The sequence below is a fragment of the Sapientia aquatica genome, assembly GCF_004358105.1.
In the GTDB taxonomy this organism is placed as follows: domain Bacteria; phylum Pseudomonadota; class Gammaproteobacteria; order Burkholderiales; family Burkholderiaceae_D; genus Solimicrobium; species Solimicrobium aquaticum.
In genome coordinates this window covers 117,136-140,532 of record NZ_SMYL01000008.1, presented here as the reverse complement: position 1 = coordinate 140,532, position 23,397 = coordinate 117,136, and the positions used below count along the sequence as shown (strand labels likewise).

General features: G+C 48.3%; 18 protein-coding genes and 1 pseudogene. 15 read left to right on the top strand and 4 right to left on the bottom strand.

What is annotated here, in order from left to right; all coding sequences use genetic code 11:
* Complete coding sequence (locus tag E2I14_RS14570; RefSeq protein WP_133329810.1) at window positions 1-1,341, bottom strand: MdtA/MuxA family multidrug efflux RND transporter periplasmic adaptor subunit; 1,341 nt, start codon at window positions 1,339-1,341, stop codon at window positions 1-3.
* Window positions 1,342-2,048: 707 nt separating this feature from the next.
* On the opposite strand from E2I14_RS14570, the gene E2I14_RS14565 reads away from it, so the two are divergent.
* Entirely contained in the window at window positions 2,049-2,858 is an 810-nt protein-coding gene (locus E2I14_RS14565) for a class I SAM-dependent methyltransferase (protein WP_133329808.1), read from the top strand.
* A gap of 159 nt (window positions 2,859-3,017) precedes the next feature.
* Complete coding sequence (gloA, locus tag E2I14_RS14560; protein WP_133329806.1) at window positions 3,018-3,431, top strand: lactoylglutathione lyase; 414 nt, start codon at window positions 3,018-3,020, stop codon at window positions 3,429-3,431.
* A gap of 21 nt (window positions 3,432-3,452) precedes the next feature.
* Here gloA and arfB read toward each other — a convergent pair whose 3' ends face one another.
* Window positions 3,453-3,860, bottom strand: coding sequence for an alternative ribosome rescue aminoacyl-tRNA hydrolase ArfB (gene arfB / locus E2I14_RS14555; RefSeq protein WP_133329804.1), 408 nt, complete (start codon window positions 3,858-3,860; stop codon window positions 3,453-3,455).
* A gap of 176 nt (window positions 3,861-4,036) precedes the next feature.
* Between arfB and E2I14_RS14550 the strand changes: the two genes are divergently transcribed.
* The 3 genes from E2I14_RS14550 (at window position 4,037) to E2I14_RS14540 (ending at window position 11,387) form a co-directional block, all read left to right on the top strand.
* The gene (locus E2I14_RS14550; protein WP_227544750.1) at window positions 4,037-6,343 is read left to right on the top strand and encodes a TonB-dependent receptor plug domain-containing protein; all 2,307 of its coding nucleotides are present in this window, start codon (window positions 4,037-4,039) and stop codon (window positions 6,341-6,343) included.
* A 289-nt stretch (window positions 6,344-6,632) separates the two neighbouring features.
* Window positions 6,633-9,110 carry an ATP-binding protein gene (locus E2I14_RS14545; protein ID WP_133329802.1) on the top strand — a complete coding sequence of 826 codons (2,478 nt, stop codon included), beginning with the start codon at window positions 6,633-6,635 and terminating at the stop codon, window positions 9,108-9,110.
* A 51-nt stretch (window positions 9,111-9,161) separates the two neighbouring features.
* Window positions 9,162-11,387, top strand: a complete 2,226-nt coding sequence (locus tag E2I14_RS14540) for a CHASE domain-containing protein (RefSeq protein WP_133329800.1) — start codon at window positions 9,162-9,164, stop codon at window positions 11,385-11,387.
* A 50-nt stretch (window positions 11,388-11,437) separates the two neighbouring features.
* Here the strand turns inward: E2I14_RS14540 and E2I14_RS14535 are convergent, their stop codons facing one another.
* Together E2I14_RS14535 and E2I14_RS14530 are read right to left on the bottom strand one after the other, a co-directional pair.
* Complete coding sequence (locus E2I14_RS14535; protein ID WP_133329794.1) at window positions 11,438-11,830, bottom strand: Hpt domain-containing protein; 393 nt, start codon at window positions 11,828-11,830, stop codon at window positions 11,438-11,440.
* Window positions 11,827-12,225: a response regulator gene (locus tag E2I14_RS14530; protein WP_227544749.1), complete on the bottom strand. Its 399-nt coding sequence runs from the start codon at window positions 12,223-12,225 to the stop codon at window positions 11,827-11,829. The genes E2I14_RS14535 and E2I14_RS14530 overlap by 4 nt, the downstream gene beginning before the upstream one ends.
* 439 nt (window positions 12,226-12,664) lie before the next feature.
* Between E2I14_RS14530 and E2I14_RS14525 the strand changes: the two genes are divergently transcribed.
* From E2I14_RS14525 to E2I14_RS14480, 10 genes and pseudogenes are all read left to right on the top strand, one after another.
* Window positions 12,665-13,072 carry a response regulator gene (locus tag E2I14_RS14525; protein ID WP_133329790.1) on the top strand — a complete coding sequence of 136 codons (408 nt, stop codon included), beginning with the start codon at window positions 12,665-12,667 and terminating at the stop codon, window positions 13,070-13,072.
* Window positions 13,073-13,147: 75 nt separating this feature from the next.
* Window positions 13,148-14,056 (top strand): annotated as a pseudogene (locus E2I14_RS19915) (methyl-accepting chemotaxis protein); the annotation flags it as partial.
* Window positions 14,057-14,519: 463 nt separating this feature from the next.
* Window positions 14,520-14,897: a response regulator gene (locus tag E2I14_RS14515; protein ID WP_133329786.1), complete on the top strand. Its 378-nt coding sequence runs from the start codon at window positions 14,520-14,522 to the stop codon at window positions 14,895-14,897.
* A gap of 39 nt (window positions 14,898-14,936) precedes the next feature.
* Window positions 14,937-15,227, top strand: a complete 291-nt coding sequence (locus E2I14_RS14510; protein WP_133329784.1) for an STAS domain-containing protein — start codon at window positions 14,937-14,939, stop codon at window positions 15,225-15,227.
* Window positions 15,224-17,500 (top strand): chemotaxis protein CheA, encoded by a 2,277-nt coding sequence (locus E2I14_RS14505; protein ID WP_133329782.1) that lies wholly within the window; start codon window positions 15,224-15,226, stop codon window positions 17,498-17,500. The genes E2I14_RS14510 and E2I14_RS14505 overlap by 4 nt, the downstream gene beginning before the upstream one ends.
* On the top strand, window positions 17,497-20,358 hold the full coding sequence (locus tag E2I14_RS14500; protein ID WP_165967847.1) for a methyl-accepting chemotaxis protein: 2,862 nt from the start codon (window positions 17,497-17,499) through the stop codon (window positions 20,356-20,358). Before E2I14_RS14505 ends, E2I14_RS14500 begins: the two co-directional genes overlap by 4 nt.
* Window positions 20,359-20,406: 48 nt before the next feature.
* On the top strand, window positions 20,407-20,928 hold the full coding sequence (locus tag E2I14_RS14495; protein WP_133329780.1) for a chemotaxis protein CheW: 522 nt from the start codon (window positions 20,407-20,409) through the stop codon (window positions 20,926-20,928).
* A 65-nt stretch (window positions 20,929-20,993) separates the two neighbouring features.
* On the top strand, window positions 20,994-21,815 hold the full coding sequence (locus E2I14_RS14490; RefSeq protein WP_133329778.1) for a CheR family methyltransferase: 822 nt from the start codon (window positions 20,994-20,996) through the stop codon (window positions 21,813-21,815).
* Window positions 21,812-22,312, top strand: coding sequence for a chemotaxis protein CheD (locus tag E2I14_RS14485; RefSeq protein WP_133329776.1), 501 nt, complete (start codon window positions 21,812-21,814; stop codon window positions 22,310-22,312). The genes E2I14_RS14490 and E2I14_RS14485 overlap by 4 nt, the downstream gene beginning before the upstream one ends.
* Window positions 22,309-23,394, top strand: coding sequence for a protein-glutamate methylesterase/protein-glutamine glutaminase (locus tag E2I14_RS14480; protein ID WP_133329774.1), 1,086 nt, complete (start codon window positions 22,309-22,311; stop codon window positions 23,392-23,394). Before E2I14_RS14485 ends, E2I14_RS14480 begins: the two co-directional genes overlap by 4 nt.
* Window positions 23,395-23,397: the final 3 nt, after the last annotated feature.

Genomic DNA, 23,397 nt, shown 5'->3' with positions numbered 1-23,397 from the left:
TTATTTAGCGCCCGCTGCAGGATTTACGTTATTTGGTTTGCCTGGCTCAGCTGATGCGGCTCCGTTAGCACCCGACTTATGTTTGCCATCGCCAGATTTGCCGCCTTTGCCATCCGCGGTATTGCTGGAAATATCAACCTTGGCGCCATCGCGCAATTTATCTGCGCCGTCGATGACGACCATTTCTCCAACGGCTAAACCTGAAACGATTTCGGATTTTTCACCCTGAGTAGTGCCGACAACGACCGTTCTTTCGCTCACTGTTTTGTCGCTGCCAACGACGTAGGCAAAGCTTGATCCGCTGCCGCGCTGGATTGCAGCGCTTGGCACGGTGATGACGTTGTGTTTGGTTTCGAGCAGCAATTTAGCGTTCACGAATTGGCTAGGGAATAAACTCAAATCGTCGTTGGCGAACTGCGCTTTCATTTTGACCATGCCGGTGGTTGGATCGACTTGGTTATCCACGGTTTGCAAATTGCCTGAAGTGATCTTGGCTTTGAATGCGCGATCGTAAGCGTCAACTGCGATGTGCTTTTCAGTTTTTAGCTTTTTCAGCAATGCCGGAATATTGTCTTCGGGCAGCGTAAATAGCACCGACATTGGTTGCAATTGGGTGATGATGACGATTCCGTTAGCGTCCGAGGCATGCACGATGTTGCCCAGATCGACTTGACGCAGACCGACGCGACCAGAAATCGGAGCGCTGACTTTGGTATACGATAAATTTAATTTGGCAGTCGCTAATTGGCCTTCATCGACTTTAACCGTGCCTTCGTACTGTTGCACCAATGCTTGTTGGGTATCGACTTGTTGCGCGGCCACGGAATCTTGTTTGAGCAAGGTGCGATAGCGTTCTAAGTCGATCTTGGCGTTCGATAGCAGCGCTTTATCGTGCATCAATTGACCTTCCGCTTGGGTCAACGCGGCTTGGAACGGACGCGGATCGACTTCGGCCAGAATGTCACCGCGTTTGACCATTTGGCCTTCGGTGAAATTAATTTTGATCAGTTCGCCATCAACGCGTGATTTGACCGTAACCGTTGCCAGCGGAGTAACTGCGCCGAGTCCGTTGAGGTAGACGTTGATGTCATCGGTTTTGGCGATCGCGGTAACGACTGGCATTGGGCGGCTGTCACCGAAACCACCTGGGCCGCGTTTTTTTACGCCCGGGCCATCGGCGGCAGCGCTAGGTGGCGCGCCATCTGCATTGGTTTGGTTGGATTTTTTGTAATACAGGTAACCGCCGCCCGCCACAATAATGATTGCCAAAAGCCAAAGCCATTTTTTATTGGAGTTCGTAGACGACGTCGATGCAGTAGTAGTAGGCGTGATTTTAGTCATGAGATGTAAAGGTAGATCGCTATCAAAGTTAGTCGAGCCAAATTGAATTCATCATCGATTAGCTAATGAAAAGCTAACATTTGGATTGTCGGTTTTTTAAAATTGCTGCTGAAAAATAATGCGGTATTAGACACTGGATCAAGAAGACTAGGCAAACAGTACTTTGTATAAGCATGTACAGAAAAATTGCTTAGTTCTCAGAGCGCAAAAGCTTATTTGTGATGCTTTATTGTGAGGCTTAATTCTTACGTTTAGCGCTTAATTTTGTGGGTCAATTTATCGTTGAAAAAACACCAATAAAAATGTGCTTTGTCGTCAAGCTGACACCCAGTAGTCCGTTCGATATATAACTGTCCCCGATTATTATTTTTATTGCGCGCCTTTGACTGTAATGTAAAAAAATTGTTCCATGGAAATTATATTAAAGGCTGAAAATGACTGAAAACGGGGCAAAATAAAGATTTAGTGTTGATCTTAGCAATACATAAAATTAGCTTTTGTGGCTCAAAAACCGACAAATGCGTGCCGTTAGCGTGTTAACGTATTAGTTGATAATGGCGACTTGTACCAGAGTTTGATACAGAAAAGGGATTGCTCAGAGGGAATTTATTCTTTAGTATCTGGCGAGATTTCGCATTTACCCCGGCGTTGTTTTGGTGTCTGATTCGCTGCTTAGCTGTTTGGCTGTTCCAACTTGGAGTTTACCGATGAAACGATTTTTACCCGCGCTAGTTCTTTTGTTAGCTGCGAACTTTGTTGCGCAAGCCGCTTTGGCAGACGATGGCTTACAAAGCGCGATTGCTGGGCCACAGCGATCTGAAGTCAACAAGAAACGCGACGCCGCGCGGCATCCGCTGGAAACGCTGCGGTTTTTTGGAATCACGCCAAAAATGACCGTGGTTGAGCTTTCACCGGGAAATGGCTGGTACACCGAGATTCTTGCCCCGTATTTGCAGCAGCAAGGCCAGTTGATCGAAGCATTGCAGAGTCCAGAATCGGAAAGCGATTACGGACGTAAAAGCTTCGCTAAATTCAAAGAAAAATTGGATGGCAATTTAAGCGTTTATGGCAAAGTCAAAACGGCCGTTTTTGAACCACCGGTGAGTTTAGAGTTTGCCCCGAACGAAAGCGTCGATATGGTGCTGACTTTTCGCAATATTCACAACTGGATAGTTGGCGGTGACGACAACATGAAACTGCTATTTAAAAATGTCTATGCCAGTCTCAAAAAAGGCGGTGTGTTTGGTGTGGTGGAACATCGCTTGCCAGTGGGACAAGTACAAGATGCCAATGCCAGCACCGGTTATGTGTCCGAAGCTTACGTCATTAAATTGGCGGAGAGCGTGGGTTTTAAATTAGCCGCTAAATCCGAAATCAATGCCAATCCGAAAGACAACGCGCTGCACGAAGGCGGCGTGTGGGCCTTGCCACCGACCTTTGCAAATAAAGAAAAAGATCGACAAATGTATACCGATATTGGTGAGAGCGATCGGATGACGTTGCGCTTCGTCAAATAAAGCGGTTTTGCAATTACTGATAAAATAGCTAACGGATTTCTCCTCATTGGTTGAGTGCTAGAGATAAGCATTCAACCAATTTTGTTTTCTGAGTAGGAATTTATCCCAAGCGTTATCCCAATCGGACAACCATTTCATCGTAACTGAAGGATGCAAAAAATGCGCATATTACATACCATGCTGCGAGTCGGTGACTTGCAGCGCTCGATCGATTTTTATACCAAAGTACTAGGCATGAAATTGCTTCGCGTGAGCGAAAATCCTGAATATAAATACACCTTGGCATTCGTCGGTTTCGGCACCAATCCAGATCACGCAGAATTGGAATTGACCTACAACTACGGCGTCGATAAATACGAATTGGGAACCGCCTACGGCCACATCGCCATTAGTGTTGTGAACGCCTATGAAGCCTGTGACGCGGCTCGTGCAGCCGGTGGTAACGTGACACGCGAAGCGGGACCGGTAAAAGGTGGAAGCACGGTGATTGCGTTTATTACCGATCCAGACGGCTACAAAATTGAATTAATCGAACGCAATCCAGACGGATCCCGAAAAGCCAATTCCGATTGATGCAGCTTCGCTCAACGATAATTAATAAGTGACTTTATGGCGCAACGCTTTGACTTCAGAGCGTTGCGTTTTTCCTTCTAAGCGGCGCGTCTTTGCGCCTTTGCTAGGTTTGGTCGGATAGCGCACTTTGGCAACGTAACTTGCCTCAGCGATGACTTGCTGCAGCCGCTGTAGCGCATCTTCTTTATTGCGTTCTTGGGTGCGGTGCGACTGGGCTTTTAAAATAATGACGCCTTGTTTGGTAATGCGTTGGTCGTTCGATTCCAACAGACGCTGCTTAAGCTGAGCCGGCAAGCTCGATGCACCAATATCAAATCGCAGATGAATTGCGGACGAGACTTTATTGACGTTTTGCCCGCCTGCGCCTTGCGCTCTAATCGCGCTGAGTTCGATTTCGTCGAGCGGAATGATGATGTTATCTTGGTTCATTGATATCGATCTTGATTAAAAAAATGGCGCGAAATTACACGGGTTTGCGCGGGGTGGTGATGGTATTGTTTCAGTGCGCTACAAATCAGTACACCAAGTTGCTGGCTATTTTAGAGATTGTCTACATAAAATGTACGTATTTTCCACATTGCAGTTTATTTCCTAAGCCTTTGATTATGTCATCTTTATTATCAGCGTCGCGTGTTGTGTTGTTGGGTTCTGCCTTAGTTTCAAGTACGTCATATGGATTTGACCAGCAAATAGGTCAATCAACTGCACCCACTAATAACGCCGCCCCAGCTGCTTCAAGCCCTGCAGTTCCTTCCACGCCAGCATCGACGACCCAAACGAATACCGATGCCACCACTCCAACTGCGAATGATTCAGTCGTAGGGCCAGCAAAGCCAAAACGTCGCGATGCGCCGGTTGATCCATCGGTGCCAACCGTGGTCATTAACGGCGGGGTTCAAACTGATATGGATGTGCGGCGGCAGTCAACGGCTTCCAAGATCATCATTGGTCGCGAAGATTTAGATCGCGATGGTGATAGTTCAGTCGGTGAAATTTTAAAGCGTTTGCCCGGCGTGACGGTGGGCGGAACACCGGGGCGTGGCGGTGATATTCGGATGCGCGGCATGGGCAGCGGTTATACCCAAATTTTGATCAACGGCGAACGTATGCCGCGCGGATTTTCGCTCGATACTTTGTCGCCAGATCAGGTCGAACGGATTGAAATTATTCGCGCTCCGGTGGCTGAATTTACCACCCAAGCCGTGGCCGGAATTATTAACATCGTGCTGCGTGAAGACTACAAGCAAAAAGATTCGCAATTAAAACTGGCCGACAGTGTCGAGCAAGGTCGGCATGGGCCTAATATTTCGCTCACCTCGCCCGGTGAGAATGGAGCGCTTAATTACACTTTCTCGGGTTCAGTATTTCAAAACCGCCGCCGTAATGAAAGTTTTACCGATAACGTGATCAACGATCAAGACGCACAGCGGATTGTGGATCAATCGACCGGTGTTTCCTCGGGCGTGCATTTATCGCCGCGGGTTGAATATAAATTTTCCAATGGCGATAAATTAGCGCTGCAGCCTTTTTTGCTGTATTCGCGCAGTCAATCTAATGGAAGCAGTTTATTAGATCAGCTCGACGGTCAAGCAGCGCCGTATGAATTCGCGGATATTCATACCGAATCGCATGTATATGTGTCGCGCTTATTTTCTAACTACAACCATCGGATGGACGATGGGGCCAAGCTGGAGTTGAAGTTTGGTCTCGGTAAATCCGAAAATAATTCAGACACCAATCGCCTCCAAACCGGTCAAGCGATTGGCTCAGAACAATTAATTACTACTAACAACACGAGCGACACTGTATCGAGCATAGGCGCGAAGTATTCCAAAATTCTCTCGAACGGCCACAGCATTGCAACCGGTTTTAATGCTGATTGGACGCGTCGCAGTGAAACCGAGGTCGCCACCAATAACGGCGCGCCGACTTTCGACGGTTCGGGCGATAATTTGAGCGCGCAGATTCGGCAACTGGCCGCCTATATTCAAGACGAGTGGGAAATCAATCCAAATTGGTCAGCCAACGCAGGATTGCGTTGGGAAGGAATTCAAACCAGCAGCACCTTGCCAACCGGTGAAGTCAACAATAAAAGCGGTGTTTGGGCGCCGTTATTCCACCTAGTGTGGCGCATTCCTGATATGCCTAAAGATCAATTGCGCAGCAGCATAACGCATAGCTATCGTCCGCCTTCTTTAAACGACATCATCGCGCTGCCATCCTTAGCGCAGAATAATAGTCCGATCAACCCTGACCGGATCGGCAATCCTTATCTCAAACCAGAAGTCGCCAACGGGATCGATTTTGGTTACGAACATTATTTGTCCCATTCCGGCATCTTGGCGGCTAATTTTTTCTATCGCGATATCCGCAATTTAATCCGCCATGAAACCAGTTTGGTTAATGGCCGCTGGGTGGCCGCTCCGGTTAATCTGGATTCCGCGACGACCCGCGGTATTGAGCTTGAAGCCAAGTTTGAGTTGCAGGATTTTTTCCCGCAAGCGCCGAACATTGCGCTGCGCAGTAACTACAGCCATTTTTGGTCTAGTGTGACCGACATCCAAGGGCCGAATAATCGCATCGACCAACAGCCTTCGCAAACAGCGAATTTGGGTATGGATTACAAGTTGGCGAAGTTGCCCTTGACCTTGGGTGGCAACATCAATTGGACACCGGCCTACATCGTTCAAAGCAGTACTACGCAAGCCAATTCGATTGGACTTAAGCGGCAAGTGGATATGTACGCCTTGTGGAAATTTAGCATCACGTCGCAATTGCGCTTCTCGGTCAATAACGCCGTCAATAGCGACTACTTAACGAGTACGATTTCAAGCTTGGGCTATCCTGAAGTCTCCAGCGTAGTAACCCCGACCTACACGACCTACTCCTTGCGCTGGGAATTGAAGTACTAATTTTTTACGCTTATCTACCCCTAAAAAACGCTCTTAATGGGCGTTTTTTTTGGTCTAAATTTTGTTCTATTGACTAGATTAATAAGCATAAAAAAATTGAGCTTAATCACCCGTTCCCGTCAACCTTGGGAGCAATGGCGATTGCCTGTCCAGTGTTTCTTGAATAGGCGTTTAAAACTTGGTTTTCCCCTCTTGTTTACTATACTTGCAAGAGATTGAGGTAGTTTGCAAGGCGAATCCTATTGATTAAATTAATTGCTAAAACGCAAATTGGATTGCATCTTTTCCTATGAAATTAAACGTCCTTACCGTCCGAATTAGCATCGTATTGATGGCGCTGCTGCTTTGTATCGCGTGGGGTTGTGGCGCTTGGATTTACCAAACCAATCAATTCAAACTGCGCGCAACGAGTTTAATTAGCAAAGAGTACGACTACGCCGGAACACGCGGCAAAACCATCTCGGCTGATTATCTGCGCAGCGTCAAATTTATGTACGGTTTGCCCGAAGTGCTGGCGTCGTTGGAAGAGTTGAGTGCGGGCTTGCAAGCGGCTGCGGCGTCTCATGAACGGGGCGAACGTGAGGCCAGGGAGCCGATTCCCGCGGTCCAAAAATTGAACCAATTACTGGTTTTGACCAAGGAAAAAATTGCCGCCGACGTGATCTGGGTAATGGGCGTCAATGGCGATACGGTTGCCAGCAGCAATTACCAGGATAAAGAATCATTTGTTGGAATCAATTATAAGAATCGCGATTACTTCACCACCGCGATGCAAGGCCATACCTCTTACCAATATGCTGTAGGAAAAATGACCCACCAGCCGGGCTTGTATTTTGGTGCTCCCGTCATACTCAAGGGCCGCATTATTGGCGTGGTGGTGGTCAAAATAAATCTTGCTCGCTTAGCGCACAATATCGATATTTCCAATACCTTTTTAGCAGATCAACACGGCGTGATTATTTTGTCCGATGATAAAAAGCTTGAGATGAAAGTCATGCCGGACAATACGATTGATAAGCTATCTAGCCAGCAGCGACTCTCGATTTACCAACGTGATCAGTTTGAACGCATTGTTATCCAACCTTGGACCGATACTCGTTATCCCTTGCTGCGCAAAATCCAAGACTACGCCGACCCGTATGTGATCAATGTCACCGATGTGAATGACGGACAGCTAAAAATTTATGTCGTGGCGCCAGTCAAAGAGTTGCTGACACTGGATCAAGATTTCTTCCGTTTTTTCATACTCACTACTTTATCCGGCACAGCGATATTAATTATGGTCGCGGGTTTGATGCTGTACCTGCACACCAATTACATCACGCGTAAATTCATCCAAATTCAGCACGACGAATTAAACGACGCGCAACGAATTGCTCAGATGGGTAGCTGGAGCTATGACTACCCAACCGACCAATTGCACTTCTCCGACGAGATTTTGAGTAATTTCTTTATGATGGACGCCGATAAATCGATGCCGAACATTGGACAGGTGCTTTCCAATATTCATCCCGACGATAGAGAGCGCGTTAAGCAAGTGCATAAAGAAAGTTTGCGGCGCGGTGAAGGCTATCAGATCGAATATCGCATCATCAAACCGGATGGCGAAGTGCGTAATGTGGTCAGCAACACCGTGATTACCAAAAATGAAAAAGGTCAAAGCATCAAGATCGCGGGAACCTGCAAAGACGTCACCGAACAATTGCGCACCTTAAGAGCGTTAGAAGACAGCGAAAATCATTTACGCCGCATCATTAATTCTTCATTGATTGGAATTATTCAAGGCGATAAAAATGGCGTCGTGTTGGAAATGAATCAAGCCTTTATGGACTTAACCGGCTACACCGAAATGCATCTGGTTAGCGGTCAATTGGCGTGGCGCGATTTAGCGCCGGATGAATTTAAAGATTTAAATTCGCGCCAAATTTTCGGTCAGAACAAAGCTCCTCTACCGTTCGAAATGCCGCTAACTTGTAGCGACGGTTTAGTCATTCAAACACTCATTGGCTTTGCTTTAATCGAAGACCTGAGCAGCGATTGGGTGTGTTTTGTGTTGGATCAATCCGAGCGCCATCGCATTAACCAGCTTAAGACCGAATTTATATCGGTAGTGAGTCACGAATTGCGAACTCCGCTGACTTCGATACGCGGTTCTTTAGCATTGTTAGAAGGTGGCGTTGGCGGCGTGCTACCTGAGAAAAGTTTGGAGCTGGTCAAAATCGCTCATCGCAACAGCCGCCGCTTGATCAATATCGTCAACGACATTTTGGACATGGAAAAACTCACTGCCGGAAAAATGCCGTTTGAAATGCAACTAGTCGATCTGGTCACCATCGTCAAACAAGCAATGGAATCCAATGAGGCCTTCGCCAGCAATTTAGAGGTGTATTTTATGTTGAACAGCCATCCGGAAACAGCGCAGGCCAAAGCCGATGCCAGTCGCTTGATGCAGGTACTGACCAACTTAATGTCCAACGCGGCTAAATTCTCGCCACCTAAAAAGCCGGTGAATTTATCGATTATCAAAATCGATAACCGCTGGCGTATTCAAGTGCAGGATTACGGAATTGGTATTCCGTTAGAATTCCGCTCGCGCATTTTCGGCACTTTTGCACAGGCCGAAGATGCCAATGTGCGCCAAAAAGGTGGCACTGGTTTGGGCTTGCATATCGCTAAAAAAATGGTGGAAAAAATGGAAGGGGAAATTGGCTTTGAATCGGAAGAAGGGCAAGGAACGTTGTTTTGGGTGAGTTTCGCTGCCTTATAAGTTAGCGCATCAATGGCGTAAATCGTCGATTACATAGGTAACTTTTAACACATGGACAGTGCGAACGAAAAAGCAGAACAATTGGCGTCGGAAATCGAAGCCAAGTTGAGCGCAGGTCAATCGTATTTGGTTGATCTGCGCCGGCTTTTTTCGGGCAAAAATAAGCCAGCTATTGTCACCTTAGTTTTAATTTTGGCTGCCACGGTGGCTGCTTGGTTGTTGCTATCGCACGAAGTGGAGAAAAATCGTGAGCATTTATTCGAGCAAAAATCCATGCAAGTTATTAAGAGTATTCAAGACCGCTTGTACGAGCATGAGCAGATCTTGTTTGGCGTCGCGGGATTATTTGATGCCAACACGTCAGTTGACCGCACGACATTTAAAAACTACGTGGCGCGTTTGCAATTAGAGAAAAACTTTCCGGGTATTTTGGCGGTAGGTTACGCCAAAGTTCTGCCTTCTAAACAGTTGCCTGAATATGTTGCAGCGATTCGCGCCGAAGGCTTCCCCAATTTTTCGGTCTATCCCGCACAGACCAAAGAGCTGTTCGCCGCGCCCGTGACTTACATTGAGCCGTTCGCAGGGCGCAATTTAGTCGCCTTTGGCTACAACCTGTACTCAGAGCCAATCCGCCGAAAAGCCATGTACGGCGCTGCCGAAACGGGCATGACCATGATTACCGAGAAGGTTAAACTGGTGCAAGAGAATCAGGGCAAGGTTCAGGCTGGATTCTTAATGTATGTTCCGATTTACCGCAAAGGCGTAACGATGACCACGCCCGCCGATCGCTTACGTGCCTTGCTGGGATTCGCTTATAGCCCCTATCGTATGAACGATTTGATGGCTGGCATTATGGGTGATAACGCTGCCGATATCGATTTCAAAATTTATGTCGATAGCCAGACCAATGAAGCGGGCTTGATGTTTGATTCCGCAGAGCAGGCCAAGGCGTCGGAGCGCGGCAAATACCAACAAGTTAAGCGCATTTCGGCCTACGGCGTGACCTGGGCGATTGTGCTTAATAGTAAATCGAAATTTGACGTCGCTTATTCATCGACGTTGCCCCTCGTGGTGCTGCTCATGGGGGGCAGCATTGCGCTGCTATTGTTCTTCTTAATGTCCTCGATGCTGGCGCAGCGCGATCATGCGATTTTTTTGGCGTTAAAAATGACTCAAAAAATTCGTTCCCAATCCAGTAAGTTGTCGCATAGCGAGGAGCGTTTCGAGTTGGCTCTGCGTGGTGCCAACGATGGATTATGGGATCGCAATATCGAAACTGGCACCGTCTATTATTCGCCGCGCTGGAAAATTATTTTGGGTTACAGCGATGATGAACTTCCTAACCAACAGCAAGAGTGGCTTAAGCGGGTTCATCCTGATGATGTGGAAGCGTTGCTCAGTAAAGAAAAGCGTTATTTAGATGGAGCGGTTGAGCGCTTCCAAAATGAATACCGCTTGCTGCACAAAGACGGACATTATATTTGGGTGGTGGATCGCGGTTTGATTCAGTTTGGCGAGGATGGCAAAGCCAGTCGCTTGATTGGTGTGATTAGCGACATTAGCGAGCAAAAACGGATTGATAAGTTAAAGAGTGAATTTATCTCCACCGTCAGTCACGAACTACGCACACCACTGACTTCGATCGCGGCTTCACTTGGTTTGCTTGAAGCGGGCGTGTTCGGTGATTTGCCCGCCAAAGCCTTGGGCTTGGTCGCCATCGCCAACAAAAATAGTAAGCGCCTAACTGTGTTGGTGAACGATATTTTGGACATGGAAAAGCTCATGTCGGGCAAAACAGTATTTCGTACTGACCAAATCGATATGATGGAAATTGTGCAGCAAGCCATTGAACTCAATGCGGACTACGCCAATTCGTACAGCGTGCAGTACAAATTATGCTCACCCGTGGGCGTGTACAGAGTGATTGGCGATCGTGATCGGTTGATGCAAGTGATGGCTAATTTAATGTCCAATGCGGCTAAATTCTCGCCTGCTGGTAGCGTGGTTGAGATTCGTATCCTCGCGCAAAAAACCATGGTGCGAATCGAGGTCGAAGATCACGGCCCTGGTATTCCAGATGAATTCCGGCATAGGATTTTTTCTGAATTCGCCCAAGCCGATAGCAGCGATACACGTCAGCAAGGTGGAACCGGATTGGGACTCAATATCACCCAAAAATTAGTAGCGCGTATGGACGGTGAAATTGGTTATGAAACCGAAGTAGGAAAAGGCTCGATATTTTGGTTCGCGCTACCCTACGCACCGAATCAGGGTTAGCGCGCAAACGGTTATGACTAAAATCAATCAATGATTTAATCAACAGCAGATTATTTGGCGGTTTCGGGCAACTTAAATTGAACCTGAGTCCATTGCATGAACTCGTGCAGTTCGATGTTTAATTCCGCAATTAATGGATAGTCCAGATGCGGGCGCTCTGCGTTTAACGATTTGAGCAAATCGTTGATACGGCGCTCGCATTGTCGCGCGCGCTTACCGAATTCATCATAGCCAAAGCTGCCTGCCGATCCAGCGATGGTGTGCAATTGGCGGTGCAAAGTTTCTAGCGGTGTGTTGTCACTATTGTCTGACTGAATCTTGTTAATTTCGTCTTCCATGCTGAGCAAATAGCCTGGGATGCGAGCTAAAAATACTTCCCCCAACGCGCGCAAGGCTTCCATGACTTCTGGCATTTGGGCATTGATGTCATCGTCGGAACTCATTTGCTTGGTATCCCGTTGTAGAGTTGGCGGACTTGCTCAGCGAGTTGCATAGGATCGAATGGTTTGGCGATGACGCCGATAGCGCCTAGCGATTTGTAATAGGCCACTTCGCTCACCTGCACTTTGGCGGTCATGAAGATTACCGGAGTGTCAGCCATGCTTGGCCATTCGCGCAAATGCTTGAGCGTAGTTGGTCCGTCCATCTCGGGCATCATGACGTCCAATAACATTAAATCGGGGGCGAATTGTTCGGTGGCCGTCGCAAGCGCCTCTTTACCTGAACTGCAAGTCAACAAGGTGAGTCCGCCGACCAGTTCCAAAGCGATTTTGGCTACCGCTTGGATATCCAAATCGTCTTCAACGTACAGAATTTTCGTTAGTGCTTGGCCCATCATTTTCCCCTTGATTAGTACTGCATAGTCGCCAGAAAACGTAAATGTGATAGTTTGAAAAGGACAATGTCGCACTTGATTATGTTAATTGAAATAATGCACCTACCCAACAGTCACAACCGAATACTGATCATCGTCGATACGCTCAAGCTACCCCAGCTCACGCAAGCGTGCTGCAACTAACTTTCCCTACATAAAGCTTGGTGAGAAACCAAGACACATTTATATCTATTTCGCTCTGAGAAACCCTTCTTGTTCTATATTGGTATAGCACAAAATTTCACATTTTATTAGGTCAAATTATTGGTTAAATTTCTCTCGCGTTAAATGTTGCAGCTTAAATAAATTAACCTTGAAAATTCAAATATCTCTGCTGTAATAGGGAAAAGAGATTGAGGCCAGCCCTCAGTTTCCCTATGGAAATACCGAGGGAGAGATCAGCATGGAATCAGGATCGATCAGGATATTGATCGTGGACGACAGTGATTTGAGTTGCGCTTTATTGAGCGTGATTTTGCGCAGCGATAACTACGACATTGTTGGTGTAGCGCAGGATGCAAAATCCGGTATCAGCTTGGCCAAAACCCATCAGCCCGACGTAGTGTTACTCGACATCGTTATGCCTGGCATCTCCGGCATTGACGCCATTGCCCCAATCAAAGAAGCCGCACCCAATACGACTATTCTAATGGTGACCGTAGCTGACGACGCCGACATGGTGACCGCCGCGATGGATCGCGGAGCCAATGGTTACATCATCAAACCGTTTAACTCCGATTCGGTTATTGGAACAATGCGCAAAGTAAAGGAGCAGTTTGTATTGGCTAAACCGGTGCCGGCACCGCGCTAGCTACAACGTGAATTAGCCCTTTGAGAATCATGCCTTACCTTTTTGACCGTTGGATTAATTTGGGAAGCTGCGACGATGCAATTAACAACAATTTATCAGCATATAGAGCGGATCAAAGCGTCTATACAAGCCAGTATTAATCCCAGTGCCTATCGCACTTTGATTATCGGATTCGCTGTGGTGGTGCTCTCGGCAGTGCCGCTATTTCAACATGTTGGGTTAATCCAGATCGTCGTATTTTTAGGGGTGACAACGCTATCTTCTTACAACGTTTGGCAATTAATTCGCGCCACCAATGCGCTCACTCACGACAGTCAATTGTTAGAGCGGGTCGAAGCCAGTAGCGCCGAATTACGCACTTTGTTTAGCGGCGTTATTGGTATTTGGCAGCCCCAGTCCGATTCGGTTAAAGATCAAATTGAAAAAGCCGGTTTGAAAGTGATCGACCATTTCACCTTAATGATTCGTGAATTTGATTGTGCTGGTTTCGGCGGTGTGAGCGGCAATGCGGATACCTCAAAAGAAGAAACCACCATTAATTTATTGACGCTGTGCGAGCAAGAATTAATGCCAGTCTTAACGTCGCTTGAAGTGATTATTCAAAGCAAAGACACCTTATTGATCAGCGTAAAAGAATTAGTCAGAGAGACGCTCGATTTAAAGGAAATGGCCGCTCAGGTTGGCTCAATTGCAGCGCAAACGAATTTGTTGGCGATCAATGCCGCCATCGAAGCTGCGCGTGCCGGCAACGCGGGGCGCGGTTTTGCGGTGGTCGCAGATGAGGTGAGAAAGTTGTCGCACTTGTCAGCAGAAACCGGTAAGCACATTGCCGATCGGGTGCAGCAAATCGGCGTGATTATGGAAGCCACCTTGAAGTCGGCCACGGCCACGTCGGATACGGATAAAAAAATTATTACCCAAACGGGGCAAGTGATTGGCACGGTTTTAGATCACGTGCGTACTCTTGGTGGTTCCGTGGATGAAATGCGTGAGCACGGCAATATTATTCGTGTGGCAGTTGAGGATGTGATGGTGACGTTGCAATACCAAGATCGGGTGACACAAATGTTGGATCTGCTGCACAACGATATGGCCCGTATGCAATCGGTGGTCGAGGCGTCTAACCTAGACCAAGTCCCGACGCCCGATGAGTGGCTCAATGCTTCGGACAGTTTGTACAAACGCCACCGCGGTATTTTGCACTCTAGCGCAGGTACTAAGGCGGCCACAGCAACTCCTAGTGCTGCCGTATCGACCGCATTCGGTATGGCAAGTAAGAAGTCTACTAAAAAGTCGTTCAACGCAAAAAGCAAAAGCAACGCAACTAATGCAGCAAGCCAGCCAGAAAATACGTCAGCAACACCGACTGCGACTTCAGAGCCTTCCAGTGAAGTCACATTTTTTTAATTGCTAACAACAAGGAATTTTAAACATTAGGGTAATCGATATGGCGAAGACAATTTTTGTTGTGGATGATTCGGCATCATTAAGGCGTGTGGTCAGTTTAGCGCTTACCGCAGCGGGCTATGACGTTGTGGAAGCAGCCGATGGTGTGGATGGCTTAAAGAAACTGGCTGAGCTAGCTGGCAAAAAAGTCCATCTCATCATCAGCGACGTCAACATGCCTAACATGGATGGTATTGAGTTCGTCACCCAACTGAAAAAACAAGCAGCTTTTAGATTTACCCCAGTCATTATGTTGACGACGGAAGGGGACGATGAAGTCAAGATGGCGGGAAAAGCGGCGGGAGCAAAGGCTTGGATCATCAAACCATTTAATCCAGATCAGATGCTCAACGCGGTATCAAAACTGATATTGCCGTAACCCACTGTAATTTCTAAGTGATAGAAAGCTGGTGCAACAATGAGTGGAAAAATTATCCCAATTGAAGGCTCCTTAACGATTGAGTGCGTAGGCGAACTGCAAGAGCTGTTGCGTAATGAGTTGGGTCAGTGCGGTGCTACAACAGTAACATTCGATCTGACCGAAGTGACCGACATCGACGGCGCAGGATTGCAATTGCTGTTGGCTTTTGCCAAAGCATTGGAAAAAGTAAACGCCCAGCTTCGATTACAGCATGCGCCAGAAAAGATTCAACAAGTCTTAGCTAAATACGGTGTGGCAAACCGCTTTCTACAAGGGGAATTGGCATGACTGAAAATGACCGCTTGTTAGACGATGCGCTACTGCTGTTTTTTGATGAAGCGCGCGAAATGCTGCAAGGCATAGAAGATGGTCTATTAAGTTTGCAGAGTAATCCGCAAGACCAGGAAATCGTCCATTCGCTATTTCGATCGGCGCACACAATTAAAGGTACGAGCGGTATTTTCAGTTTAGATCGGGTGGTCAAATTTACTCATCAAGTCGAAAGCGTTTTGGACCGGGTTCGTAAAGGGACTTTGACCATAGACGGGCCGTTAAGTGAAGCACTGTTTGCCAGTTGCGACATGATGGCTGCGCTACTTCAACAAGCTGAACAACATACCGATAATCCCGCCCAATTAGCGGACACCGATAATGCTGCGCAGGAATTAGCCGACAAATTAAGTCAATTTTTGGGTCTGCGTGACTCCACAAGCGCAGCACCTGCTAATGGCGCTTCAACCAGCAATCCGACTTCCAATCAAGGCAGTAACGCCGCAGAGCCGGTTTGGCATTTGTCGCTGCGCTTTGGTGTCGATACTTTCCGCAATGGTTTTGATCCGTTGACGGTGATTGAATATTTAAAATCCGCCGGTGAAATTATCTCGATTACGGTGGTTGATGCGAGTTTTCCTGATTGGGAAAATTTTGAGGCAGAAAGCTGCTATCTCGGTTTTGAGATTCGTCTAAAAAGTACTGCGACAAAAGCGGCAATCGAAAGCGCGTTTGAATTTGTGGCCGACGATTGTGCAGTACGCATTATTGCGCCGACGCGCCGCGCCTCGGATTTTATCGCGCTCATTAACGAACTCCCGCAAGAGCAACGCTTGGGCGACATCTTGGTCGCCTGCGGCGCGGTAACGCGCGAAGGGCTAGATCAAGCCTTGGCCTACCAAGTTGAAATAAACAATGACACTGCCGCACTCAGCGCGGGCAAACCAATCGGTGAGATTTTAATCGCGCAAAATAAAGTCGCCCCCGAAGTGGTGGAGGCAGCGCTAGATCGGCAGGTGCGTAATGGCTCAGGCGCGGCGCGTCAAGAAGGTGGCTTATTCGTGCGCGTGCCAGCGGATAAATTGGACGAGCTCATCAATCTAGTCGGTGAGCTGGTGATTTGTGGAGCAAGCGCGAGTCTGCAGGCAGTCAATGCCAAAGATGCCGGTTTGATTGGAACTACCCAGCAACTGAGTCGCTTGGTGGAAGAAATACGCGATGGCGCTTTGGGATTACGCATGGTTCGCATCGGTGAAACCTTTGTACGCTATCGCCGCGTCGTGCACGATGTGTCCACTGAATTGGGTAAAGTGGTCGCCTTGGAAATTGAAGGTGCTGACACCGAATTAGATAAATCGGTGGTCGAAAAAATTGGCGACCCGCTCATGCATTTAGTCCGTAATTCACTCGATCATGGCATCGAAATGCCGGATGTTCGGGTTGCTGCCGGTAAGCCCAGCAGCGGCACAATTAACCTCTCGGCGCGCCATGATTCGGGCAATATCGTCATTCAAGTCAGCGATGACGGCAAAGGTTTAGACGGAGAAAAATTGTTAGCAAAAGGGCGCGAACGTGGCTTGGTCGGTGAAAACCAAGTGCTGACCGAATCAGAAAAGTTTGAATTAATTTTTGCTCCCGGTTTTTCAACTGCCGAAAAAGTCACCAATCTATCTGGACGCGGTGTTGGCATGGATGTGGTGCGTAAAAATATCGAAGCGCTGCGCGGTTCAGTCAAAATTTCTAGTGAATTAGGGCGTGGCACGACGATAGAAATTCGCTTGCCGCTGACCTTAGCCATCATCGATGGTTTCTTGGTTCGCATCGGCGATGGCTCGTTTGTGATCCCGCTGCACGCGGTGCTGGAATGCATAGACGCTAATCCGAGCGAACTTAACCTCAATCAAAATTCAGCCGGATTTATTAAATTGCGCGGCGAAGTCCTGCCTTTATTAGATCTGCGTTCGGTGTTTGTCTGCCAAGGCAAAGCACCCGCCAAGCGCCGCATTGTTGTAGTGCGCAGCGGCGCGGGAAAAGCAGGATTAATCGTTGATCGTTTGGATGGCGAATATCAAACGGTGATTAAACCGCTGGGCAAGTTATTCCGTCATTTAAACGGAATCAGCGGCTCGACGGTGTTGGGTTCAGGTGAAGTAGCATTAATTTTAGATGTGGCAGCACTAGTAAAACTGGTCACACATCATAGAGTGGATGAAGTAGGCGATCGACAAAAAATGCTGTTACGCGATCTGCAAGCAATTGGTGTTGATCATGGTAATTTCAACCGGGGATGATGATGTCAAAACGTTTTAACTTATCCGACAAAAATAGTGTCGCAATTATTATTATGGTCGTTGCGGGCCTAGCTATTTCAATGAACGGCGCGGCCAGTTTTGGCCTGCCGCAGATAATTTTAATTGCCATTGGTGTTGGGCTCATTGCGTGGCTTAGCGCGAACCCGCCGCCCGATTTTAGTGAGTTGGCGCCTAGTCTAAAGGCTTACGCGCAGGGCAATTTTGCGGTTAAATGCGACGTCACAGGCGACGATATGCGCGCCACCCTAGCTCGCTCGATTAACGAGATTGGTGACAATTTTCAGCGCTTGCGTGCGCAACAAGCGGTAATGACGCAAAAGCACAACGAAGGGTGGATCGATGAAAAAATTGATACCAGCAAATTCACCGGTGCTTACGCTGAATTGGCAGAGGCGATCAATAGCCTGGTTAAATCGCATATCGACGTAAAAATGCACGTGGTCGATATCGTAACCCGATATGCCAAAGCCGATTTCTCGCAGGATGTAGAGCGCTTACCCGGTAAAAAAGCCACCATCACGGCGGCCATTGATGGTGTGCGCGATCAGTTAAAAGCAGCAGCGCAAGCCAGCTTGGTCAATTCGCGCATCAAAATGGCGCTGGATGCCACGTCCACATCAGTGATGATTGCCGATGTGGCAGGACAAATTATTTATTCCAATGAATCTGTGAGCAAATTGCTCGCCGAGGCGGAGCCAGATATTCGTAAAGAATTGCCGCAATTCCGTGCCCGTGAAGTCGTTGGCGGTAGTTTTGATCGCTTCCATTCTAACGTCGCGCATCAGCAGAATTTGTTAAGCCATTTGCGTGCGCCACACAAAGTAGATATTTCGGTTGGTGGTCGCTTCTTTGGTTTGATCGCCACACCGATGTTTGACGAAAAAGGTGAACGCTTAGGCACCGTGGTCGAGTGGAAAGACCGTGCGGCAGAAATCGCCGCCGAAAAGGCCGCCAGCGAAAACGCACGTATCAAAATGGCGCTCGACGCGACCTCCACCTCGGCCATGATTGCCGACGCCAACGGCGACATTATTTACATGAATAACTCGGTAGCAACCTTGCTCAAAGAAGCTGAGTCCGATATCCGCAAAGACTTGCCTGATTTCCGCGCTGATCAAGTCGTTGGTGGTAGCTTTGATCGCTTCCATAAAAATATTTCTCACCAGCGCAATATGCTGGCAAAACTGCGTGCGCCGCATAAAGTTGATATCACCGTGGGTGGAAGGATTTTTGGTTTGATCGCCACTCCGATGTTCTCAGATAAAAATGAGCGTTTGGGCACGGTGGTGGAATGGAAAGACCGCGCTTTTGAATTAGAAGCCGAGCGTTCCGCGCAAGCCAATTCGCGCATACGCCAAGCCTTAGATAAATGTTCAACCTCGGTAATGATTGCAGATGCTGCAGGCACAATTATCTACATGAATGAATCGGTCTCGGCCATGATGAGAAAAGCGGAGAGCGATATACGCAAAGACCTGCCTCAATTCAACACCGACGGCATTATCGGCGGCAGCTTCGACCGCTTCCATAAAAATCCAGCGATGCAGCACAACATGCTAGGCAGCTTGCGCGGAGTACATCGTACCCAGATTGTCGTGGGTGGTCGCACGATGGCCTTGATTGCTAGCCCGATTACCACACCTGCTGGTGAGCGTTTGGGTACGGTAGTGGAATGGAATGACCGCACGGCGGAAGTCCAGGTCGAGGGCGAGATTGCCAGCATTGTCGAAGGCGCTGTGCAAGGTAACTTTAATAATCGGATTGATCCGACTGGCAAATCCGGCTTCTTTGGCGTGTTAGCCAATGGCATGAATCGTTTAATGGACGCCAGTGAATCCGGTTTATCCGAAGTGGCACGAGTATTAAAGTCGATCGCCAGCGGCGATTTGACCCAGCGCATCACCGCCAATTACAGCGGTCTGTTTGGCGAATTAAAAGAGTATTCCAATACCACCAGTGATCAATTAGCGAGCATTATTAACGATGTGCGTAACGCGGCGGATTCGCTGAATTCGGCAGCTGAGCAAGTGAGTTCGACCGCCCAGAGTTTGTCGCAATCGGCCTCAGAACAAGCCGCTGGCGTAGAGCGCACCAGTAGCTCGGTGGAACAATTGGCTAGCTCTGTTGCACAGAATACCGAGAACGCCAAAGTCACTGACAGCATGGCCACCAAATCGGCTACTGAAGCGGTTGAAGGTGGCGACGCTGTAACCCGCACCGCCGAAGCAATGAAGCAAATCGCAAATAAAGTTGGCATCATCGACGACATTGCCGACCAAACCAATTTGTTGGCCTTGAATGCCGCAATTGAAGCGGCCCGTGCTGGCGCGTCGGGTAAAGGCTTTGCGGTGGTGGCGGCGGAAGTACGTAAATTGGCCGAACGTAGTCAAATTGCCTCCAAAGAAATCGGTGAGTTGGCCAGCAATAGCGTGCAGATGTCCGAGACCGCAGGGAAATTATTGAATGCCATGATTCCATCGATACGCAAAACCTCCGATCTGGTACAAGAAATTACCGCTGCGTCCGACGAGCAGACAACGGGCTTGTCGCATATCAGCAGCGCGATGGGCCAGCTCAATCAAGCCACCCAGCAAAACGCCGCCGCGTCCGAGCAACTCGCCGCGACTGCAGAGGAAATGTCTGGTCAAGCCGGTGCGCTTCAGCAATTGATGGATTTCTTTAAGTTGGATATTAACGATCCGATTCGCGTGGCACCTGACTCAACTCGCCGACCTACGCCAAGTATCGGTGGCGGCACGGGCAATAGCAGCACTCAGGCAAATGCGCGCGCTAAACCTGCGGCGTTGCTGGATGAATCGCAATTTAAGCGCTTCTAAAACGGGGTTCATTTGTGTTAGCGAGTCTTTACGTAACGGGCGGTTTTTATGGCGAAGCAAACATACGGTAACAGTACGGCGTTAGTGGACGAAGAAGATGTCACCGAGACGCGGCAGTATTTAACTTTTTCGGTCGGCACGGAAGTTTTTGCCTTAGCGATTGCGACCATCAAAGAGATTTTGCGCAATGTGCAGTTGGCGACCGTGCCGCTCATGCCTTCGCATATGCGCGGGGTCATTAATCTGCGCGGCGCGGTGGTTCCGGTGATTGATTTGGCGCTGCTATTTGAACGCAGCGCCACAGAAATCAGCAAGCGTACCTCGGTGATTGTGTTAGAAATCTCGGATGAAGGCGAGTCGCTTGATATCGGAATTATGGTCGATGCGGTATCTGCTGTCATTGAAATTGGTGAAGAAAAAATCGAGCCGGCACCAAGTTTTGGAACACCGGTGCGGGCCGAATTCATCGAAGGGTTGGGCAAGTTGGATGAGGGATTTGTAATAATTTTAAACGCTGAACGTACCTTCTCATTGAGAAATATGGCGCCTGAGCCCGAAGCCGATGCGTAGAAACTATCGGAGATAATTATTGGGACTTGGGTTTTGAATGATGTCATCCTTAAAGTGCGAAAGACATGGAATTAAATGGCATCAGCGATCTGGAATTTGCGACAGTTCGAGATTTTTTATTCCAAAAAACAGGAATCTCTCTAAATTCGTCCAAGAAGGCTTTGGTCTGCAGCCGTTTATTTAAGCGGGTTCAAGCCTTTAATTTGGATTCGTACTCGGATTATATTGCACTGATTAAATCAGGGCGCAATCCGGCCGAGCTGCAAATGGCGATTAATTTGCTGACCACGAATGAGACCTATTTTTATCGCGAACCAAAGCATTTCGAGATGCTTTCGGACATCGCGATCAAAGCAGATCGTGGTCATATTTTTCGCGTATGGAGCGCCGCCTGTTCGACCGGCGAAGAGGTTTATTCCATCGCAATGACGTTGGCGGAGTTAAGCCGCACCCATCGTGTGCCGCGCTGGGAAGTGCGCGGTTCCGATATTAGTACGCGGGTACTGGAAGTGGCGCGCGCTGGGCATTATTCGATGGAGCGTACCGAAGATATTCCAGCCGATTATTTAAAGCGCTATTGTCTGTGCGGAACGGGGCCTTACGCAGGTACCTTATTGGTGGATAAACCGTTGCGCGATAAAGCGGAATTTGCTCAAATTAATTTGATTGAGCCGCTGCCCAAACTGGTGCCGTTCGATGTGATTTTTTTACGCAATGTACTGATTTATTTTGACCAAGAAGTAAAGATCAAGGTAGTTAGCCAACTCATCGCCAATTTAACGCCGGATGGTGTGTTATTTATCGGCATGGCGGAAACCTTAAACGGTTTAATTGAGGGGTTGGTGTCGATAGGCCCGGGAGCTTATCGCCTAGAAAGACGAAAATGAGTAGTTTTAATGAAATTGCCGCACGCGAGATTTTCCTTAATCCCGGGGATATAGGTTGTGGTTTTAGAGATGAAGTGTTTGGCACCTTGCTGGGTTCGTGCGTTTCCATCGTCTTATGGCATCCCAAGCGGCAGTTCGGCAGTATTTCCCATTTTATTTTCCCTTCGACAGTGAGCGGTTATGAAGCCAATACCAAATATGGCAACTGGGCCTTTGCTCAGCAAAAAAATGACCTAATCCGCCACGGCGTCAATTTGCGCGAATGCGTGGTAAAAATTTTTGGTGGTGGACGGATGTTTGTGGATTCAAACATCAATGACGTTGGCGCGCGCAACATCGCCGCAGCACGCCAATTGATTGCGCAAGAAGGCTTAGTCATTACGTCCGAAAATGTTGGTGGCGACGGTTATCGTCGTTTGTATTTTGATGTCGAGTCAGGTGAAGTTTGGGTGAAATTCGATTGGATCGACAGTGATCAGGAAGATAAAGTGTTATGACTAATCGAATTAAAGTATTTATCGTCGATGATTCGGCAGTGGTGCGGCAGGTGCTCACTGGCGTGTTGGCGAGTGATCCCCAAATTGAGATTATTGGCACCGCCGCCGATCCCATCTTGGCGCAAGAAAAAATGATGTCCGAGTGGCCCGATGTGATCGTGCTCGATGTTGAAATGCCGCGCATGGATGGCATTACCTTTTTAAAAAAAATCATGGCCGAACATCCAACGCGGGTGTTGATCTGCTCGACCTTAACCGAGACCGGTGCAGCAACAACGATGCAAGCCTTGGCCGCTGGCGCGGTGGGCTTTGTCACCAAACCTAAGCTAGGTCTGAAATCGTTTCTATCTGATTCGTCCAGCGAGATGATACGGGCGGTTAAACAAGCGGCGCAGGCGACACCACGCAATTTTGGCAGAATCTTGCCTACCGCTTCGGCAAGCTCTGGAGCCACGCAGGGCACCACACAAGCCGCGCCGAAAGCTGCAAGTACTTCCATGGCCGAGTCGTCCAACAAAATCATTGCTATCGGCACCTCAACTGGCGGCACACAAGCATTGGAATTATTACTAACTTCACTACCGCGTGTTTGCCCCGGTATTGTCATCGTTCAGCACATGCCAGAAAAATTTACCGCGATGTTTGCCGAGCGATTAAATAGCATTTGCGAGCTAGAAGTGCGCGAAGCCAAAAACGGTGATCGGGTCAATATGGGGCGCGCCTTGATCGCACCGGGCGGCATGCATATGCGTTTGCTACGCAGTGGTGCGTTCTTTAATGTCGAGGTCTGCGATGGGCCGCCGGTAAATCGGCATAAACCTTCTGTGGATGTGTTGTTTAAATCCGTGGCAGCGCTGACACGCGACAATGCGTTGGGCATTATCATGACCGGCATGGGCGACGATGGCGCGCGGGGGTTGCGAGAAATGCACGATGCGGGCGCGCACACGATTGCCCAAGACGAAGCGAGTTGTGTCGTATTTGGCATGCCGAAAGAGGCGATTAAATTAGGAGGAGTAGATCGCATCGTTTCACTAAGTAATATCGCTGCTGAGATTAATCATTTTTCGAAAGATAGCTAAACA

Bases quoted from the DNA above. Each gene is read 5' to 3' on its own strand.
- E2I14_RS14570 (WP_133329810.1), bottom strand. From the start codon at position 1,341: ATGACTAAAATCACGCCTACTACTACTGCATCGACGTCGTCTACGAAC.
- E2I14_RS14545 (WP_133329802.1), top strand. From the start codon at position 6,633: ATGAAATTAAACGTCCTTACCGTCCGAATTAGCATCGTATTGATGGCG.
- E2I14_RS14515 (WP_133329786.1), top strand. From the start codon at position 14,520: ATGGCGAAGACAATTTTTGTTGTGGATGATTCGGCATCATTAAGGCGT.
- E2I14_RS14500 (WP_165967847.1), top strand. From the start codon at position 17,497: ATGATGATGTCAAAACGTTTTAACTTATCCGACAAAAATAGTGTCGCA.
- E2I14_RS14535 (WP_133329794.1), bottom strand. From the start codon at position 11,830: ATGAGTTCCGACGATGACATCAATGCCCAAATGCCAGAAGTCATGGAA.
- arfB (WP_133329804.1), bottom strand. From the start codon at position 3,860: ATGAACCAAGATAACATCATCATTCCGCTCGACGAAATCGAACTCAGC.
- E2I14_RS14510 (WP_133329784.1), top strand. From the start codon at position 14,937: ATGAGTGGAAAAATTATCCCAATTGAAGGCTCCTTAACGATTGAGTGC.
- E2I14_RS14565 (WP_133329808.1), top strand. From the start codon at position 2,049: ATGAAACGATTTTTACCCGCGCTAGTTCTTTTGTTAGCTGCGAACTTT.
- E2I14_RS14495 (WP_133329780.1), top strand. From the start codon at position 20,407: ATGGCGAAGCAAACATACGGTAACAGTACGGCGTTAGTGGACGAAGAA.
- E2I14_RS14540 (WP_133329800.1), top strand. From the start codon at position 9,162: ATGGACAGTGCGAACGAAAAAGCAGAACAATTGGCGTCGGAAATCGAA.
- E2I14_RS14505 (WP_133329782.1), top strand. From the start codon at position 15,224: ATGACTGAAAATGACCGCTTGTTAGACGATGCGCTACTGCTGTTTTTT.
- E2I14_RS14530 (WP_227544749.1), bottom strand. From the start codon at position 12,225: ATGATGGGCCAAGCACTAACGAAAATTCTGTACGTTGAAGACGATTTG.
- E2I14_RS14550 (WP_227544750.1), top strand. From the start codon at position 4,037: ATGTCATCTTTATTATCAGCGTCGCGTGTTGTGTTGTTGGGTTCTGCC.
- E2I14_RS14480 (WP_133329774.1), top strand. From the start codon at position 22,309: ATGACTAATCGAATTAAAGTATTTATCGTCGATGATTCGGCAGTGGTG.
- E2I14_RS14490 (WP_133329778.1), top strand. From the start codon at position 20,994: ATGGAATTAAATGGCATCAGCGATCTGGAATTTGCGACAGTTCGAGAT.
- E2I14_RS14525 (WP_133329790.1), top strand. From the start codon at position 12,665: ATGGAATCAGGATCGATCAGGATATTGATCGTGGACGACAGTGATTTG.
- gloA (WP_133329806.1), top strand. From the start codon at position 3,018: ATGCGCATATTACATACCATGCTGCGAGTCGGTGACTTGCAGCGCTCG.
- E2I14_RS14485 (WP_133329776.1), top strand. From the start codon at position 21,812: ATGAGTAGTTTTAATGAAATTGCCGCACGCGAGATTTTCCTTAATCCC.